The sequence below is a fragment of the Alicyclobacillus hesperidum subsp. aegles genome (assembly GCF_027923525.1).
Lineage (GTDB): Bacteria > Bacillota > Bacilli > Alicyclobacillales > Alicyclobacillaceae > Alicyclobacillus > Alicyclobacillus aegles.
The window spans coordinates 151,599-170,173 of sequence record NZ_BSBJ01000005.1 but is presented as its reverse complement, the minus strand read 5'-3'; the positions used below and the strand labels follow the sequence as shown (position 1 = coordinate 170,173).

Genomic DNA, 18,575 nt, shown 5'->3' with positions numbered 1-18,575 from the left:
CCGCTGTCTCCCTTCATCCAGCCGATGAATCGGCTTCCACGTTAAAATAGCGCGCCTCCGGATGACTAAACACGAGCGCCGACACAGATGCTTCTGGATCCATCATGAAGCCGTCGGTCAAGGCCATGCCGATATCCTCCGGTTTCAGCAGTGAGAATAAAATCTGCTGCTGTTCCAAATCCGGACATGCCGGATATCCAAACGACACGCGAATGCCCTGGTAACGCGCGATAAACCGTTCTCGCATCGTCATCGACATCGGATCGGGGAATCCCCACATGTCGCGAAGTTGTTGATGTAGACGTTCCGCAAAAGCCTCCGCAAGCTCTAAAGCGATGGCCTGCAGGGCATGCGCGCGTAAATAGCTACCCTCCGCCTTTAAGCGTTCCGACTCGGCGCGAATGGCTCCTCCGGTCGTCAAGGCAAACATGGCGAGATAATCCGTGCCACTTCCCTGAGGACGCACAAAGTCAGCCACACAGAGATATGGGTCTTTGGCCTGCCGCGGAAACGCGATGCGTGCCCGCTCCGACTTGCCATCGCGATCAAAAACGACGATCTCGTCGCCGTCGGCCATCGCGGGCATAAACTGGTACACCGCGTGGGCACGGACAAGTTGCTGCGCCTCTGCATCCTGCAAAATCTCTTCCACCATCTGCAACAGCTCTATGGCTTGCCTGTCTTTGTTCGCGATCCGCTTTTCCACATTGCCTGTCAGTCCTAGGTGTTTTCCTAGGAGCATTTGCAGATTTAAGTATGGACGCAATAGCTTGAGCGGATAGTCGCGCAACACGTGTCGATCTAAATCGGGGGGCAAATAGATTGGTGCATCGCGGCGAATACCGGAACGCCTATGCACCTGTGACGATGCCTGGCTGCTCACACGCCCTCCCGCCATGTCGGCAAAAGCCTTACGCTCTTCGGCCACGCGGTTAATGAGTTGATCGCGTTGCGCACTTACCAATTGATTGGCTATATCGAGTCCTTCCATCGCATCTTTCGCGTAAATGACGGGACCCGTATATTTGTCTGCAATTTTCGTTAGCGTGAACTTTTTCGTCAATGCCGCCCCACCCACCAACAGCGGGATGTCGAAGCCGGCGTGGGCAAAGTCCTCCGCCGTTACGACCATTTGTTGTGCCGATTTAACGAGCAGTCCAGAGAGGCCCACCATGTCGGGCTTGTGTTCGCGAATCGCCTGAATCAACTGCTCTGGCGGCACTTTGATGCCGAGGTTGATCACCTCAAACCCGTTGTTGGCAAGAATGATCTCGACCAAGTTTTTGCCGATATCGTGCACGTCGCCCTTCACCGTCGCCAACACCAGTCTGCCTTTCGCTTGGACGTCGGCCTTTTCCATGTGCGGCTCGAGATAGGAGACGGCCGCCTTCATCACTTCGGCGCTTTGCAACACTTCTGCGACAATCAGCTCATTGTTGTTAAAGAGACGGCCAACCTCGTTCATGCCGTCCATCAATGGTCCATTGATAATGTCGAGCGGGGCGTAACGTGCAAGTGCCTGGTCGAGATCGGCAAACAAACCATCTTTCGACCCCTCGACTACGTACGAGGCAATCCGCTCTTCAAGCGACAACGATTCCTTTGCCGCTTTGACTGCCACGCGTTTCTCCCGAAACCTTGCAGTGAATTCGGCGACAAGCTCGTCGCTCGTCGCAAACAGCAGTCGATCGCAGAGATCGCGCTCATCTTCTGGAATCGAAGCATATCGTTCCAAGCGTTCGCTGTTGACGATGGCATAGCCCAAACCTGCTCGAGTACAGTGGTACAAGAAAGCGGCGTTGAGCACTTCGCGCCCAGCCGGTGGCAACCCGAACGACACGTTGCTAATTCCCAAGATGGTCGGACACTCCGGCAACTGCTCACGCAACATGCGAATTGCCTCAACCGTCTCCTCCGCCGAACCAATGTACTTCTCATCGCCCGTGCCGACCGGGAATGTCAGCGGATCGATCAGAATGTCCTGCTTGCGCAAACCGTAGCGCTCGGTCAGTAACGAAACGGCACGCTTGGCGATCTCGACTTTGCGTTCGCGCGTCACGGCCATGCCGCGTTCGTCGATGGTGCCGACGACCAGAGCCGCACCATAAGCGCGCGCCAACTCCGCGTAACGAGCCAATCTAGGTTCGCCGTCCTCCAGATTCGTCGAATTGATGATGGCCTTGCCCTGAATATGCTTTAAGGCGCTCTCGACGACCGCCGGATCGGTCGAATCAATCATCATGGGTACCTTCACCTTGCGCACCGCGAGCGGGATCAATTGCAACATGTCCGCCATCTCGTCGCGGTCCGGATCGGCCAGACAGATGTCCACCACTTGGGCGCCAGCCCGAACCTGCACGCGTGCGATCTCGGCCGCAGCGTCGTAATCGCCATCCGCGATGAGCTTGCGAAATTTGCGCGATCCAATCACATTGGTTCGCTCCCCGACGATGACCGGTCGCGCGTCATCTTGCAACAACAGCGCCTCCATACCTGCGACTGCGTGCACGTGCATAGGCACGGCCTGGCGCGGACTAAGCCCAGACAACTGCCTGCGCAATTCGCGAATGTGATCGGGCGTCGTTCCACAGCAACCGCCCGCCATATTCAGCCAACCCTCATGGGCGAAGTCTGCCATCTTCTTGGCGAACGCAAACGGCGTTTCCAGATAACGGCCTTCTTCGTCTGGCAAGCCTGCGTTCGGATGGCAACCGACGGCGCACGACGCGAGCCCGGCGAGCGCCCGCATATGATCGCGCATTAACTCGGGTCCCGTCGCACAATTCATCCCAATGGCGAACGGACGCAAGTGCTCGACCGACAAATAAAAGGCCTCGATATTTTGGCCGGCCAGGGTCGTCCCCATCGCCTCGATGGTACCGCTGACCATGACGGGAATTGTGCGCTTTAACTCGCGGGCCGCCAGCTCGATAGCACGCCCGGCGGCCTTGACGTTGAGCATGTCCTGCGCGGTTTCGATCATCAAAAAGTCGCAACCGCCCGCCATCAGCCCCAATGCCTGAACGCGGTAACTGTCGACGAGTTCATCGAACGTCGCACCGCCGGTCACCGACAGACTCTTCGTCGTCGGTCCCATCGATCCGGCGACGAAGCGGGGCCATTCGGCGGTCGTCAGGGCATCCGCCGCTTCGCGTGCGAGTTCTGCCGCCCGCTTGCTGATGGCAAACGCCTGCTCGGCAAGCCCGTATTCGGACAAGACGAGCGGCGTACTGCCAAACGAATTCGTCTCGATGACATCAGCCCCGGCCTCCAGATATGCCAGGTGAATGCCTCGGATGAAGTCCGGGCGAGTTATATTTAAATATTCATTGCAGCCGTCGTAGGCCGCGCCCCCGAAGTCATGAGGGTGCAGGTTTGCCTGTTGGATCATCGTGCCCATGGCGCCATCCAAGATGACGATTCTCTCCGCCAACACCCGTTCCAGTTCGAATGTCATGTCTCTCTCCACTCACATTCTCGCGCGACAATTTCCGATATTGTAGCATAAGTTGAGAAGTTCAGACACCGGTTTTTCGACAAGTGCCTAGGCCTATGGATTGACGTATATTTGTCGTGTGTTAGACTAAACATGAAAAAGAGCCGAAGGCGGGGACCTCCGGCTCGGGCATCGGCGCCTTGGGCGTCGTCCCTGCCCAATCGGTACATGATGGGTCAGTAACCGCCGCCCCAGAGGCCAAACAGTGGGGGCGGTTACTTGCGTTTTAGGGCAAGAACCACGGTGACGACGAGCGACAGCAACGCGACGATAAACGACCCAAATTGGATCATCAACGACAACGCATTCGCCACGCTCACTACCTCACCCCCTCCCGTCAAGACGGGCAGGGAGCGAACCCCACGACAATGCCTTCCTTTATAGTACCAGCTTGTCCTCAGATTTTGGAGGGCGTTTGCATTCCAGATACGTCAAAACGAGTCGCATGTACGTTCAGATGAACAATGTCATGACATACATAGAGGGCGATCCGTCGTGGATCGCCCTCTTGGGTGTGTGGACCTGTCATCAACCGTTTGACTGCCTCTTGCCATGAGGAATGTTCGCCCGGTGGTACTGCTTCCACGGAACCACGGCGTCGATGCGCGTGCTCATCATGTGATTACGACGCTCGACCAACGACTCAAAGTGGTGATTTTGCTCCAGTGCACCGACGAAAGCAAAATGATCGTTGTGGTTGTCCGTATGCTGACCTGACATCAGTCGCCACCCCCGTTTGCAGAGTCCCCCAATCCAGTGGCAGCCATACATGTGCGAAATTCATCACCATGGAGCAGATTTGCCGATATGATCTGCCAACCACGCTTCTACGTTCGCCATCGGCACGCGCTCTTGTTCCATCGAATCGCGGTGGCGTATGGTCACTGCGTGATCCGTTTCGGATTCGAAATCGTATGTGATACAGAACGGCGTACCGATTTCATCGTGACGCCGATATCGCTTGCCAATGGAGCCGGCTTCGTCATAGTCGACGCTGTAAAGCTTGGCTAGGTCGCGATACAGGGCTTCAGCTCGTTCACCGAGCTTTTTGGACAGCGGAAAAACGGCCGCCTGATACGGAGCAAGCTTCGGATGCAGGCGCAAGACGACGCGTGTATCGTTTTCGCCGACCTCTTCCTCGTCATACGCGTCGGCGAAAATCGCAAGGAACAGGCGATCGGCGCCGATGGCCGGTTCGATACAGTACGGAATAAATGGCTCCTGCCCTTCTTCCTGAACGGTCATGTTCTCGCCAGAACTCGTTGCATGCGCCCTTAGGTCGTAATCTGTCCGATCCGCCACGCCGAGCAACTCGCCCCAACCGAACGGAAACTGGTATTCGATGTCCGTCGTCGCCTTGCTGTAGTGCGACAGCTGTTCTTTTTCGTGGTCGCGAAAACGCAGATTCTCCGTGCGTAGGCCCAACGACACAAGCCAGTCGTAGCAGTATTGACGCCAGTACGCGAACCACTTCATGTCTTCGTCGGGGGCGCAGAAAAACTCTAGCTCCATCTGCTCGAATTCGCGCGTGCGGAAGGTGAAATTGCCGGGCGTAATTTCATTGCGAAAGCTTTTGCCGAATTGTCCGATTCCGAACGGCAGTTTTCGGCGCATGGTGCGCTGTACATTTTTAAAATTGACGAAGATACCTTGTGCCGTCTCGGGGCGCAAATACACTTCATTGGATGCGTCTTCCGTCACGCCTTGGTATGTCTTGAACATCATATTGAACTGGCGAATGCCGGTAAAATCCTGCGCACCGCACTCCGGGCACACGATTTGATATTGCTCCACCAGCTTCTCCATCTCTGCAAATGGCAGGCCGTCGACAACCACTTCCTCGCCGCGCGCGGCAGCAGCCTCTTCAATTAGCTTGTCCGCACGAAAGCGCGACTTACACTGCCGACAGTCGATCATCGGATCGTGGAAGTTCTCGACGTGACCGGATGCGACCCAAACCTGTCGATTCATGAGAATAGCCGAGTCAAGGCCCACGTTATACGGATTTTGTTCAATAAAGTGGCGCCACCAGGCGCGTTTGATATTGTGCTTCATTTGGGCACCGAGTGGACCGTAATCCCACGTGTTCGCGAGACCGCCATAAATTTCGGAGCCTGGAAAGATAAAGCCTCGCCGTTTTGCCAGTGATACAAGGGCGTCCATTGTCGCTCGCATACGTTTCCTCCTGCATGTCTTCAATATGGCTATCATAGCGGAGGGGCGGATCGGAATCAATTGGCCCCTTTTTTGGGGGACGTGCCTATCGAGTGCCAAGATTGTGTATAATGAGAGTCCGACTGATCGATTTTGGTGACGCGGCTGACAGATGGGAGGCGTCCAAGGTGAAGACCGGACAACACGTGAAAATGGTATTTCTCGATATCGACGGGACATTGTACGTCAACGGCGAGATCGTGCCACGGAGCGCCGCTGCCGTCGCTGAATTGCTCAAGAGCAATATCCCTGTCGCCGTTTGCACGGGACGCAGCGTCATCCACGCACAACACATTCAAGAGGCATTGCATATTCCCTATGGGATTTATTTTAATGGCGGCCTTGTGAAAGCGGGTAATCGCGAGTTGTTCGCGATGCCGTTTGACGTAGATGTCGTCACAGGGATCCTCAAGAAGGCGCGCGAGCGCAACATCTTCACCATCGTGCACACGCATGATCACGCACTTTCCCTCGAACCACTGCCCGATGAATACCTGCCTGTGCTGGCTTCATACGACTTCCCGCCCATCTCCTACGAACCGACGTTGGCGGATCGGGTACAAGACATCGGCGTCTTTCAAATTAATGCATTTATGACGCACGAGTGGGACGCCATCTTTGAACAGGAGTTCCCCGCCTGTTATATCTATCGCTGGCACGAGCAAGCCGTCGATTTCCAGCGGCGAAAATCCGATAAGTCGATTGGCGCCCTCCGCCTCCTCGACTATCTTGGCATTTCCCCAGAAGAAGCGGTGCACATCGGCGACGGCGGCAACGACGTCGGCATGTTCCGCACCTTGGGTTACTCGTACGCGATGGGCAATGCCACTGACGACGTGAAAGAGGTCGCCAAATGCGTGACTTCGAGCGCAATTTCAGGAGGCGTCGCCGATGCTTTAGCCGACCTTGGCCTCGTCTAATCCCCTTGGTGCGAACAAACGTTTGCCACATTCCCCATCCTGTGATACGATAAAGGCAAATCTAGGCATGGGGAGTGTGGACGGTGAGCCAACTGACCTCGCGACAACGAGCGATTCTTGAATTTATCCGCAAAAATATAAGGGAAAAAGGATATCCTCCGTCGGTTCGCGAGATTGGCGAGGCTGTCGGGCTTGCTTCCAGTTCCACTGTGCATGGCCACTTGGAGCGCCTGCAACAAAAGGGATATTTGCGGCGAGATCCGACGAAACCTCGAGCACTCGAATTGATTTCACATGACGAGTCCTCGCCAGATACAACCCAGAATGTCACCGATGAAGCTCCCGTATTTGCCCCTATCGTCGGACACGTCACGGCTGGTTTGCCTATCACGGCCATCGAGGATGTGCAAGGATACCTTCCGTTGCCGCGAGACATGGTAAAAGACGATGAGGTTTTCGTACTGCAAATTGTCGGTGAATCGATGATTGAAGCCGGCATTCAAGACGGAGATCTGGTCATCGTTAGACGCCAGGCTAGCGCGGTAAACGGCGATATTGTCGTGGCCATGACGGAGGAAGACGAGGCGACCGTCAAGCGGTTTTACCGGGAGGGTGGACGAGTTCGGCTGCAACCGGAAAACAAGCACATGGCTCCCTTGTACTACGACTATGTGACGATTCTCGGAAAAGTTGTCGGTGTATTCCGGTATATCCGCTAGTCTTAAAAAAACTGGTGGGGGCATCCTGTTGCCACCCACCAGTTTTCTTTAATAGAGTGCTTAAATCGAATTGGACGTCGAATCCGAGCTGCCTGCCTGAATCCAGTCCGTCTGAATCTTCTCCATCGACTTGTTGCTCGTCTCGGGCACCACTTTCTTCATGAACACCGCCATAGCGATGCAGAAAACGGCAAAAATCCAAAATGTCCAGGTACCGCCGATTGCCTGTAAGAGGATTGGGAAGAACTGCGCCACCAGATAGGTTGCAAACCAGAGAGCAAAGGAAGCAATGGACATCGCTCTTCCACGAATCGCAGTCGGATAAATTTCAGATAGAACAATCCAAACGCCGCCACCCCATGACAACTCATACGCGATGGTATGAAGGAACGTTAAGCCTAACACCAACCATGTTAGCATGTGCGGCAACGAGAACGCGATGCCAAGGATGACAAGGAACAGTGCCATAAACCCACCGTTCCAGACAAGCAAACGCTTGCGGCCGACGCGGTCGACAATAAGCATCAGCACGATAACGAAAATAACTTTGATGGCACCAATCCACACGGTGTCGTAGAACGATGCGTTCGTACCAGCACCGGCCGCCTTAAAAATCATAGGGGCGTAGTAGCCAACGGCGTTGGTACCGGTGAACTGTTGGAAAATGGCAAGTAGAACGCCGACAAACAGAGCCTTGCGAATGCCGGGACGCGACAATTCGCGGAACAGAGAGTCAGGCACCATGTCGATGGAGTCGCGGATTGCCTTGGCATCCACGCGGGCCTGCTCGCGCCCGTTTACGCGCTCCAGAATGGCTATTGCTTGTTGCTCACGGCCGCGAGCCATGAGGAAACGCGGACTTTCCGGAACAAAGAACAAGAGCAGGAAGAACAAAACTGCCGGTATGGCTCCCATCCCGAACATCCAACGCCAACCTGTCGTCTGATTCCACGCATCGGTGTGCGAACTGACGATAGCGGCATTGATGAAATAAACAATGAAGATGCCAGACACAATGGCCAACTGATTGGACCCGACAAGCCGCCCGCGAATTCTCGGCGGTGCTATCTCCGCGATATACAAAGGCGATAGCAGTGACGCAAGTCCGATACCGACGCCACCAATGAAGCGACCGATCACCAATTCCGCGACGTTTGTCGCAAGCGCCGTGAGAATGCTGCAAACGATGAAAATAAGACCTGCAACGGAAAGCGCTTTCTTCCTGCCGATTTTATCTCCCAAATAGCCTGCAATGAGCACGCCGAGCATCGCGCCGAGATCGATACTGCTCGACACCAAGCCGGTCATACCTGCACCCATGTGAAACTCTGTCTTCAAAAACTCATTTGCCCCTGCGATCACGCCTGTATCATAGCCAAATAACAGCCCGCCCAGCGACGCGATCACGACAACGGCGACGACAAACCCGAGTTTTGCCGTACCTGCATCTGATGGTGACGCATTCGTTTGCATGCGTGTACAAGTCCCCTTTCCATAATCTTCGAAACATCCATTCCGAGACCGCCGGTTGTTCATCCTGGTGGTGTCGACTGCGGCCCGTCAAGCGCAGAGTACAGAATCACTTCACGTGCGGACCGCATCACCTCCTCATCGGTTCAGACACTGGCGTACTCTGGAGCCAATCAGCAATCGCTTGCACCACGCCCCGGTCCTGGACAAGACGTATCACGTCCTGGACCATGTCGGTCATTCCCGGCAACATGGCGAGATCGCATCCCCAGACATCGGAGGCTTTCAACAACTGTGTCACTGTCCCAGCCAAACCTGCTTCCGTTTCGCTGACCCAGATCTCCTGTAACCGACTGCGCAATGGGTCATCCATAGCCTCTTGTGCGCAGGACGGGTGGCAGGCGTAGCACAACAGCGCGATAGCCGCCGCTGCCAACGCTGGGCTCACCCGGTGACGAGCCGCATATTCGACGATGGTAGGCACAAGGCGGATGCGCGCCTTCGCAAGCGAATTGTTCGCAATGGACGTCAGCGCGTGTCGCAGAAATGGATTGTTGAAACGATCAATCACGTCTTTGGCAAATCTTCGAAGCACCTCTTCATCGCCAACCTGAGGGGCAACCGTCGGTACAATTTCCGACCAAATGAGGCGTTCGACGAATGCGTGCAACACCGGTTCCGACATCACGTCAAGGACGGTCTGCTTTTCGGCAAGCAGCCCCAAACAAGCCATGGCCGTATGCGCACCGTTGAGAACACGCACTTTTTGCAGGCGATAGTCCTCGATGCGAGGAACGAAATACACCGACAACCCAAGCTCGGCAAACGGCCAGCGTGCACGAAGATGATCGCCACCTTCAATCGCCCACATGTGAAACGGTTCGGCGACGACCGCAAGTTCATCTGTGTAGGGAAGCTCCGGAGCACCGTCGGCCTCCGGCGTAAACGGTGTGACAATGCGGTCGACAAGGGTGTTGCAAAACACATTGTGCAGCCTCACCCATTCGACGAACGCTGCTGGCAATCCCCATTCCTGGCTATGGCGGATCACGATCTCGCGCAAGCGCGTACCATTATCGTCGATCAACTCGCATGGCAAGATGGTCACGCCCGCCTTCGGATCGCCCCCAAACACCTGATAGCGTTCATACAAATAAGCAGCGAGTTTGGCTGGATAAGTCGTCGGCACCTGGCCCACTACGTACTGCTGTGGCGCATATTGAATGCCAAGTTCCGTCGTATTCGAAATCACAACATCGATCTCGCGTTGACGAGCGCAGGCAAGGAAGTCATTCCACTGAAGATGCGGATCAATGGCCCGCGAGATGGAAGACACAACTTCCTGTCGGTCGACGGTGCGTCCATCCTCCATACCGCGGAGGAGGACGGTGTACAAACCGTCCTGCTTGCGAAAGCGTTCGATATTACGGGCACCGGTAGGCCGGGGAGCCGCAATGACGATCCGGCCGACAGATGAACCGGCTGCGTTTAGACGATCGATCAACCAGTCGGCGAATCCGCGCAGAAACACGCCCTCACCAATTTGCAGTATGCGTTCAGGCACAGATTGCAAGGCATTCCAAGCCGGTGCCAGATCAGGTTGGCTCGATAACACTTCCTGCGTCAAAGGTCGCATGTGCCCATCCTCTTTCTCCGCGTACGTGGTATCGTCACGACCAATGTCTCTCGCGCACCCACGCGTGGTTAGGATCGTCGTGTGGAATCATCGTCCGGTCGATCGGACCGGCCATCAGCCACAGATAGTAAAGTTGGTAACCTCCCGCGGCACAGACCGGGTGATATCCACGTGGGATCAGGAATGCGTCGCCATGCTGAACGCGAAATGTCTCATCGACAGCCCCGTCGCTGGTGTAGATCGACTGCATACCGAACCCATTTTCCGGATCGCATTGATAGTAATAGATTTCCTCCATGCAAGCCTCGACGCCGGGAATGTACTCATCGTGCTTGTGTGGCGGGTAGCTGGACCAGTTGCCCGGCGGATTGAACGTTTCGCCGACGATAATCCGGTGTACCTTGCCTTCCGCCTGCTTAACGACAATATCGTGAACATCCCGGCGGAAATTTGCTTCGCCGACGGATTTTGTCTCCACATGCTCCGGAAGAACGGCGAACGGCTCGTGCGACTCTTCAGCGACCGCTTGGCATACCGCGACCTCTAAAATGCCTTCCCCCGCGTTGGTCACGATATAATCGCCGTCAACTGGCACATACACAGCTGTAGCTCGCTCGGCAAAGACGTTTTGTCGCGTGTATGGGCCAAAATCTTGGCCTGCTACCTGCACCTTGCACGTTCCACGCAATAACACGAGGACTGCTTCGCGTCCATCGAGTTTTCCACGATACGAAGCACCCGCTTGCAGACGCAATAAGCCAAGCGAAATCCATTTCAGCCCCGCACCGTTTGCCGCGGGTACCAGATCGACATACCCGAAATCGCGATTGCCCTTCACCAAGTACATGTGCATAAACTCCCTTCGCTTTCCATGGGCCGTTTTCGTTACAGAGTCACACCATCTTTGAAGATGGCGATCTCGCGGTATCCATTGCGTTCATTTCGTGCCAGATCTTCTCCTGACGCCACGCGAATCACGTGTTCATACAGTTGCAAGGCCAAGTCGTCAAATGGCACTCCGTCTGTCAGACGCCCCGCATCGAAATCGATCCAGCCTGGTTTTTGCCGGGCGAGATCGCTATTCGTGGCGATTTTCATCGTGGGTACGGGCCCTCCTAGCGGCGTCCCTCGTCCGGTCGTGAACAGCACCAATTGCGCACCTGCCGCAGCCAACGCACTCACAGATACCATGTCGTTGCCCGGTGCTTCGACGAGATTCAGTCCGGGCTTTTGCGCACTTTGACCGTATGCGACGACATCCACCACCTTGGCTGTACGCCCACCTTTTTGGACGCAGCCGAGCGACTTTTCTTCCAACGTCGTGATACCGCCATCCTTATTGCCAGGCGACGGATTCTCGTAAATCGGCTGCCCGTGGCGTTGGTAATAATCCTTCCAACGATTGATCAAGTCGACGATCTGCTCGAAGACCTTCTCATTTTCTGCACGTTGCATCAAAATGGTCTCCGCGCCAAACATCTCCGGCACCTCGGTCAACAGAGCTGTGCCGCCGTGAAGCGTCACCCAATCTGCCACACGCCCGACCAGTGGATTGGCCGTCATCCCTGAAAATCCGTCCGATCCGCCGCATTTCAATCCAATCTTGAGCTTTGCGACCGACGTCTCCTCGCGCTTGTAATGTGAGGCGTATTGGACGAGTTCCGCAATGAGCGACATGCCGACCTCAAATTCGTCCGCTGTCGCCTGCAACTCCAGGAACCGCAATTTTTCTGGCGGCACATCGGAAAGTGCGGATCGAAAACTTTCGATCCTGTTATTTTCACAGCCAAGCCCGACAATGAGTACGCCCGCCGCATTCGGGTGACGGACTAAACCGGCAAGCAGCGACTGCGTATAACCGAGATCGTCGCCCAGTTGTGAACACCCATACGGGTGCGGAAAATGGTAGACGCCATCGATTCCCTGCCCGCGCCAGCGCGCGTCCGCCAGCGCGGCGAGCCGCTCGGCCACCTTGTTCACGCAACCGACGGTATTGATAATCCAAATTTCATTTCGCGTTCCTACCTGCCCATTTTCGCGCACATAACCACGAAAGGACGTTGGCATGACAGGGTGTTCCTGTTGAACCCCTGTTACGAGATCCGGTTGATACGCATATTCGAGCTTCCCCGATAATGCGGTGCGTACATTGTGCACGTGTACCCATGCGCCACGCGGGATGTCTCTTGTGGCAACGCCAATCGGGAATCCGTATTTGTACACGCGTTCCCCTTGTGCAATGGCACGGACGGCAACCTTATGTCCGCGTCCAATCGGCTCCTGCACCTCGATCACGTGGTTTTCCCAAGCTATCGTATCGCCGACAGCAAGCGGTTCGACAGCGATAGCCACATCGTCATCAGGAGCAAGATGAAGCGCTTTCTTCACCATCGCCGCTTCGCCTCCTCTCAGCTCCCTATGCGAATCTATCAGCCATCGCGCCTTTTCAAGTTAAATAACTGATAGATTAACATGATAGAATGACATTAGCGCTTTCGGATTTTTCATCCGATAACTGCATCAACTCTCTGTACATTTGCAGTATACGGCGCTAGAAAATGTAGTGTCAACATGTTATAATTAACACATTCATACGAAGGCTTCTGACCACTTCAGGAGGTGAACATCACATGCCTACCATGGCGGACGTTGCGCGGAAGGCGGACGTTTCCATCATGACCGTCTCACGCGTCATCAACAACACAGGTTACGTGAAAGCCGCCACACGTCAGCGCGTCCTGCAGGCCATGCAGGAGGTCGGCTACGAACCCAAATCGGCAGCGGGCCCTCTTGTACAAACCTCGACGCTTGTGTTGGTCGTGCCGGATATCACGAATCCTTTCTTCACCTTCATCGCGCGCGGTATGGAGGATGTCGCGCGCAAGCACGGATTTCGCATGCTCTTAGCCAACACCGACGAAAGTTTGGAGAAAGAACGCGAATATATGCAGATGTGCCTGGATTATCGCATTGCAGGTGTTCTCATCGTTCCCGTTGGCGATCCATCGGTGGCGAATCTACGCCTACTCGAGCAACATCACATTCCCTTCGTTTTGATCGATCGCGATGTCGAGGGGATCGACACAGATCTGGTCAAGGGAGACATGCGGCCGACATCGACGAAACTAGTCGAGCACCTTATCGAGCTCGGGCATCGACGCATTGCCGCGGTCGTCGGGCCTTTGCACAACGCCGCGAGCCGCGAGCGCTTGGACGGATACAAAGATGCACTCACCCGCCATGGCATTCCCATCCACGACGATATGATCTTCCAGGCTTCTATGACGCGGGACATGGATGTGTCCTTTGTCGAGGCGTTATTTACCGCAGCCAAACCTCCGACGGCGATGTTCGTCTCGAACATGTTTCAATACGCACACATCGTGCGCGCCTTACATCACTTTGGTATCCGTGTGCCCGATGACGTAAGTATTGTCAGCTTTGGCAATACGGACGATCTCGCCTCCGTTGACTCCATTTTGACAGCTGCCGTACAGCCCACGTATAATTTTGGTTCTCTCGGGGCACAGCTTTTGCTCGAACGAATCGACGGCGTGCGCAAAATGTCCACGCGAATTGTGCTCAACTCAGAAATTGTGTTTCGCGCATCGACTGCGCCACCCAGGCCGTAAAGCTGAGGTTCGCCCTGCAGGGCATCCCCCCCTTTAACTTGGGTCGATGACGAAGCAAGGCCCGAAATGCACCGCTGACGATCATAAAAGTGGGCAAGGACGCCGCACAACGGCACGTGTCCCTGCCCACCCAAAATTCAATATAATGTGAGATATTGCTCGCGTTCCCACTCCGTGACCTGTGTTCGGAACATATTCCACTCGATCCGCTTTGCCTCAATGAAATGCAACAACACATGATGACCGAGCGCCTCGACCAAAACTTCGTCCCGCATAAGCGCATCGAGCGCATCGCTGAGATTGGCTGGCAAACTGCGAATCCCGGCTTCCTCTTTCTCCGATTCGGTCATCATGTAGATATTGCGATTGACCGGTGGTGGCAATTCCAACTGCCTCTCAATGCCGTCCAGACCCGCCGCCAACAAAGACGCAATCGCCAAATACGGATTACACGACGGATCCGGACTGCGTACTTCGAGTCGCGTCGACTGTCCGCGCGCGGCCGGAACGCGGACGAGGGGCGACCGATTCTTGCCGCTCCACGCGATGTAACTTGGGGCTTCATACCCAGGCACCAGCCGCTTGTACGAATTGACAGTTGGGTTACAGATTGCTGTAAATCCACGTGCGTGTTCGAGAACCCCCGCCAAAAAGAAACGCGCCGTCTCACTGAGGCCCATGTCGTCATCCGGATCGTAAAAGGCGTTTTGCTGGTCGCGGAATAAAGACAGGTGCGTGTGCATACCGGAGCCGTTGATTCCGTATAGCGGCTTCGGCATAAACGTGGCATGCAAACCGTGTTGACGAGCGACCGTTTTGACTACGAGGCGAAACGTCGCGATGTTGTCAGCCGCTTCGACCGCATTGGCATACCGAAAGTCGATTTCGTGTTGTCCAGGCGCGACTTCATGATGAGACGCCTCGATTTCAAAACCCATATTTTCAAGCGTGACCACAATATCGCGACGGCAGTTTTCGCCAAGATCGACCGGCGCCCAATCGAAATAGCCGCCTTCATCGTTTAAGTCTTGTGTCGGCTTGCCCTTCTCGTCCAACTTAAACAAGAAAAACTCCGGCTCGGGGCCGACGTTGAACGCTGAAAACCCCATTTCCTGCGCCCGCGCATAGACGCGTTTGAGCACCGAACGCGGATCTCCCGGAAACGGTGTGCCATCTGGCTGATACACGTCGCAGATCAGACGCGCCACCCTGCCCTGAGGCGTCTCCCAGGGAAAGACGAGCCAAGTCGACAGATCGGGGGCCAGATACATATCCGACTCTTCGATGCGAACGAAGCCCTGGATGGACGATCCGTCGAACATCATGCGGTTATTGAGCGCTTTGGGCAATTGATCTACAGGAATTTCTACATTTTTGACGATACCCAAAAGATCCGTGAACTGAAGCCGTACGTACCGAACATTATTCGCTTCCGCGTATTGCAAAATTTCTTCTTTACTGTATTCTTTGCGCATACAATTCCCCCTATCGTCCGTTGCAACCGCACCAGAACGCTAGCGATTGCGGTAAAATCGCGATAGATCGCCTTGAAATTCACCATATCCCTGACGATCAATAAGTTCGCGTTCTAACCATTTGTAAACTTCCGCGTCGGAGACGTCCTGCTTTGGCATGGTCCTCGCTGTCTTTTGTTTGCGCTCTTGCTCCGCAAAGTTACGCTTCACACCAGCCATGTTGTGCCCCTCGTCCAGCCACTGCCGAATGAGCATCAATCGCTCGACATCGGCAAAGGAAAACTGGCGCTGTTTGCCGGCCGTCCGGGCGGGATGGATCAGATCATGCTCCTCATAGTACCGTATCTGACGCGCACTCAACCCGGTCAACTTTTGCACGGTGCCAATCGAAAACAACGGCAGCTGTCGGCGATCTTCCAATTCCACGGCGCGCGCCCCCCATCCACAAAACCTGTTGCTACTCATCGTAGCACGCCGACAAGAAACCGACAATCCGTCATGTCACATTCTTTAACGTAGATTGGGTACAATTTGATCTAACACGCGGCGCAGGGCGATCTCGACGTGCTCATACGTCAACCCGCCTTGCACATACGCGATATAAGGCGGTCGGATAGGCGCGTCTGCCGATAATTCCAGTGAAGCACCTTGAATGAAGGTGCCTGCAGCCATCACGATCTCGTCCGCGTATCCGGCCATCGCATCCGGTTCAGGGCGCACGTGTGCATCGATGGGCGCCGCGCTTTGAATCGCGCGACAAAACGCCAATAGCGGAGCCGGATCGCCAAATTCAATTGATAGGATGAGATCGGTGCGCGGCGCATCGAAGGTCGGTGTCACGCGATACCCGAGTCCAGACAAGGCCCTCGCCAACAGCCGCGATCCTTTCACCGCTTGCATGACGATATGCGGAGCTAGGAAGAGCGCCTGATACATCGTCAGCAAATACGGACCTGTCGGTCCATACTCCGCCGCTGTACCTGGGGCAACAAGACGTGCCGCCACCTGCTCTATGGCATCGGCGCGCCCGACGACATAGCCGCCTGTGGGCGCAATACCCGCACCAGGATTCTTGATGAGCGAGCCCATCGCCAGATCAGCCCCGACATGGCAAGGTTCCTGCGCCTCGACGAACTCGCCATAACAGTTGTCGACGCCTATGTATACCTTAGGTCGAGCCGCCTTTAACCGTGCAAACGCATCCGCCAATTCGGAAATCGTAAACGACCGCCGCAACGAATAGCCGCGCGAACGTTGGAACATCACCAACTTGGTTCGCTCGTTACAACGTTCGATCACGCCTGCGACATCGATGCCCCCATCCGGCAACAGATCGACAACGTTGACGTGCACGCCCCACTCCTGTAACGATCCGGACGCAGGGCGCAAGCCCAGCGCGCTATGCAGTGTGTCGTACGGCATACCTGTGGCGTAAATCAGTTCATCGCCTGGTCGCAGCAACCCATACATCGCAAGGCTGATGGCATGCGTGCCCGATACGATCTGTGGCCGCACGAGACCTGCCTGCGCACCAAACACCTCGGCGAACATCGCCTCAAACTTGTCGCGTCCCACGTCGGACAAACCATACCCGGTCGATCCAGCGAGATCGGTCTGTGCGACGCGATGGCGCCAGAACGCCTCGAGCACGCGCTCTTGGTTGGTGAGGGCAATGCGCTCCAACTCGCGTTGCCCCGGCTCTATATCACGCTTACAAACTTCAATATATTTAAGGATGTCGATTGTCATGTTCGCTCCCATCTTGCTGCATTTGTTGCCAAAGATGCGCTTGCTTGCGGCTCGTTACCGCCGTCATCCGCCATTCGCCAGAGTCCGTCGTCTCTGCGTGTTCAATCCGCCCGCCTCTGAGCAGCGATTGCCACTGCGTGTCGTCTTCGCGGGCATGTATCGTCACATGCACTTCATCCAATTCAAGCTGCCGCTCCACTGCATGGTAGAGTTCATCGAGATCTCCATGCCGAGCACTTCCATACAAGGAAGCCAGTGCACCGACGTCCGGTCCTGGCGGCTCTGCAACCGTGTCTACTTTATTGAAAAATGTGATGATGGGCTTGTCCAAAGCTCCGAGGTCGGCAAGCACTCGGCGCGTTGTCGCCAGATGAGCCGAAGGAGCGTGACCCGCGTCGACGACCACCACGATCACGTCGGCATGGCGGGCTTCTTCAAGTGTCGACCGAAACGCCTCGACCAAGTGATGTGGCAGATTTTCCACAAAGCCCACCGTGTCGATGACGACGTATGGATGGCCTAAACGCGTGCGCACCTGACGCGCGGCCGGATCGAGCGTGTCAAACAGCCGATTTTCACCGGCGATGGTCCCGCCGCCGCCTTTGTCGGCGACCCAGCGGGCCTGCAGCGTGGTCTTCCCGGCATTTGTATAACCAACCAGCGCGACTGTCGGCACTTCGCGCAATCGCTTATCGCGCGCGGTCGCTCGTTGTCGCGCAATGGCCTCAAGTTCTCGCCGCAGCCCCGCCAGTCGCGTGCGAATGCGGCGTCTATCGAGTTCCAACTTGGTTTCACCAGGTCCGCGCGTACCGATCCCACCGCCAAGCCGCGACATCTCGGCACCACGCCCCGTCAACCGTGGTAATAGATAAGAAAGCTGTGCCATTTCCACCTGGACGCGCCCTTCGCGCGTGACGGCGCGGCGAGCGAAAATATCGAGAATCAGTTGCGTGCGGTCGATCACGCGGCACGGCAAGTATCGTTCCAAGTTGCGCACTTGTGCCGGGGAAAGCTCACGATCTGCAACAACCAAGGTCGCCTCGCTGCGTTCCACCAAGTCGACCAATTCGAAAACCTTGCCTTCGCCCACGAGCGTCCTGGGATCCACCGCAGGCCGTTTTTGTGTCACCACACCGATGACGTCAGCACCGGCAGCCTCACACAGCCCCTTTAACTCATCCTTACGGTACGAAAAACGGTCCTCCGACTCTCTACCCGTTTGACACATGACCAAAATGACGCGATCTCGCTGTTCTGTCAAACG

At 55.6% G+C, this 18,575-nt stretch carries 15 protein-coding genes; 3 read left to right on the top strand and 12 right to left on the bottom strand.

The annotated features are described in order from the left end of the window. Positions 1–13 precede the first annotated feature (13 nt). The 4 genes from metH to QMF38_RS03640 all read right to left on the bottom strand — a co-directional run bounded on the left by metH (position 14) and on the right by QMF38_RS03640 (position 5,671). Positions 14–3,457 (bottom strand): methionine synthase, encoded by a 3,444-nt coding sequence (gene metH / locus QMF38_RS03655; RefSeq protein WP_281758702.1) that lies wholly within the window; start codon positions 3,455–3,457, stop codon positions 14–16. A 254-nt stretch (positions 3,458–3,711) separates the two neighbouring features. Continuing rightward, on the bottom strand, positions 3,712–3,816 hold the full coding sequence (locus tag QMF38_RS03650; protein ID WP_143027481.1) for a putative holin-like toxin: 105 nt from the start codon (positions 3,814–3,816) through the stop codon (positions 3,712–3,714). A gap of 208 nt (positions 3,817–4,024) precedes the next feature. Then, positions 4,025–4,216 carry a hypothetical protein gene (locus QMF38_RS03645; protein ID WP_006447647.1) on the bottom strand — a complete coding sequence of 64 codons (192 nt, stop codon included), beginning with the start codon at positions 4,214–4,216 and terminating at the stop codon, positions 4,025–4,027. A gap of 63 nt (positions 4,217–4,279) precedes the next feature. Next, the gene (locus QMF38_RS03640; protein WP_281758701.1) at positions 4,280–5,671 is read right to left on the bottom strand and encodes a glycine--tRNA ligase; all 1,392 of its coding nucleotides are present in this window, start codon (positions 5,669–5,671) and stop codon (positions 4,280–4,282) included. Between the two features lie 167 nt (positions 5,672–5,838). On the opposite strand from QMF38_RS03640, the gene QMF38_RS03635 reads away from it, so the two are divergent. Together QMF38_RS03635 and lexA are read left to right on the top strand one after the other, a co-directional pair. Further along, positions 5,839–6,630, top strand: coding sequence for an HAD family hydrolase (locus QMF38_RS03635; RefSeq protein WP_281758700.1), 792 nt, complete (start codon positions 5,839–5,841; stop codon positions 6,628–6,630). Positions 6,631–6,713: 83 nt separating this feature from the next. Then, on the top strand, positions 6,714–7,349 hold the full coding sequence (gene lexA, locus QMF38_RS03630) for a transcriptional repressor LexA (protein ID WP_281758699.1): 636 nt from the start codon (positions 6,714–6,716) through the stop codon (positions 7,347–7,349). Between the two features lie 60 nt (positions 7,350–7,409). Here lexA and QMF38_RS03625 read toward each other — a convergent pair whose 3' ends face one another. The 4 genes from QMF38_RS03625 to QMF38_RS03610 form a co-directional block, all read right to left on the bottom strand. After that, positions 7,410–8,822, bottom strand: coding sequence for a sugar porter family MFS transporter (locus tag QMF38_RS03625; protein WP_281758698.1), 1,413 nt, complete (start codon positions 8,820–8,822; stop codon positions 7,410–7,412). Positions 8,823–8,949: 127 nt separating this feature from the next. Further along, a complete protein-coding gene (locus tag QMF38_RS03620) occupies positions 8,950–10,455 on the bottom strand; it encodes a tagaturonate reductase (RefSeq protein WP_281758697.1) in 1,506 nt (501 codons plus the stop codon). 34 nt (positions 10,456–10,489) lie between these two features. Further along, positions 10,490–11,302, bottom strand: coding sequence for a 5-deoxy-glucuronate isomerase (iolB, locus tag QMF38_RS03615; RefSeq protein WP_281758696.1), 813 nt, complete (start codon positions 11,300–11,302; stop codon positions 10,490–10,492). 38 nt (positions 11,303–11,340) lie between these two features. Beyond that, positions 11,341–12,846 carry a UxaA family hydrolase gene (locus QMF38_RS03610; RefSeq protein WP_281758695.1) on the bottom strand — a complete coding sequence of 502 codons (1,506 nt, stop codon included), beginning with the start codon at positions 12,844–12,846 and terminating at the stop codon, positions 11,341–11,343. A 239-nt stretch (positions 12,847–13,085) separates the two neighbouring features. On the opposite strand from QMF38_RS03610, the gene QMF38_RS03605 reads away from it, so the two are divergent. Beyond that, a complete protein-coding gene (locus QMF38_RS03605; protein WP_281758694.1) occupies positions 13,086–14,087 on the top strand; it encodes a LacI family DNA-binding transcriptional regulator in 1,002 nt (333 codons plus the stop codon). Positions 14,088–14,224: 137 nt separating this feature from the next. Here QMF38_RS03605 and glnA read toward each other — a convergent pair whose 3' ends face one another. The 4 genes from glnA to hflX all read right to left on the bottom strand — a co-directional run bounded on the left by glnA (position 14,225) and on the right by hflX (position 18,572). Further along, positions 14,225–15,562, bottom strand: a complete 1,338-nt coding sequence (gene glnA, locus QMF38_RS03600) for a type I glutamate--ammonia ligase (RefSeq protein ID WP_281758693.1) — start codon at positions 15,560–15,562, stop codon at positions 14,225–14,227. Positions 15,563–15,601: 39 nt separating this feature from the next. Further along, entirely contained in the window at positions 15,602–15,988 is a 387-nt protein-coding gene (locus QMF38_RS03595) for a MerR family transcriptional regulator (RefSeq protein ID WP_052012365.1), read from the bottom strand. A gap of 84 nt (positions 15,989–16,072) precedes the next feature. Continuing rightward, on the bottom strand, positions 16,073–17,311 hold the full coding sequence (locus QMF38_RS03590; protein ID WP_281758692.1) for a methionine gamma-lyase family protein: 1,239 nt from the start codon (positions 17,309–17,311) through the stop codon (positions 16,073–16,075). Beyond that, a complete protein-coding gene (hflX, locus tag QMF38_RS03585; RefSeq protein WP_281758691.1) occupies positions 17,292–18,572 on the bottom strand; it encodes a GTPase HflX in 1,281 nt (426 codons plus the stop codon). Before hflX ends, QMF38_RS03590 begins: the two co-directional genes overlap by 20 nt. Positions 18,573–18,575 lie beyond the last annotated feature (3 nt).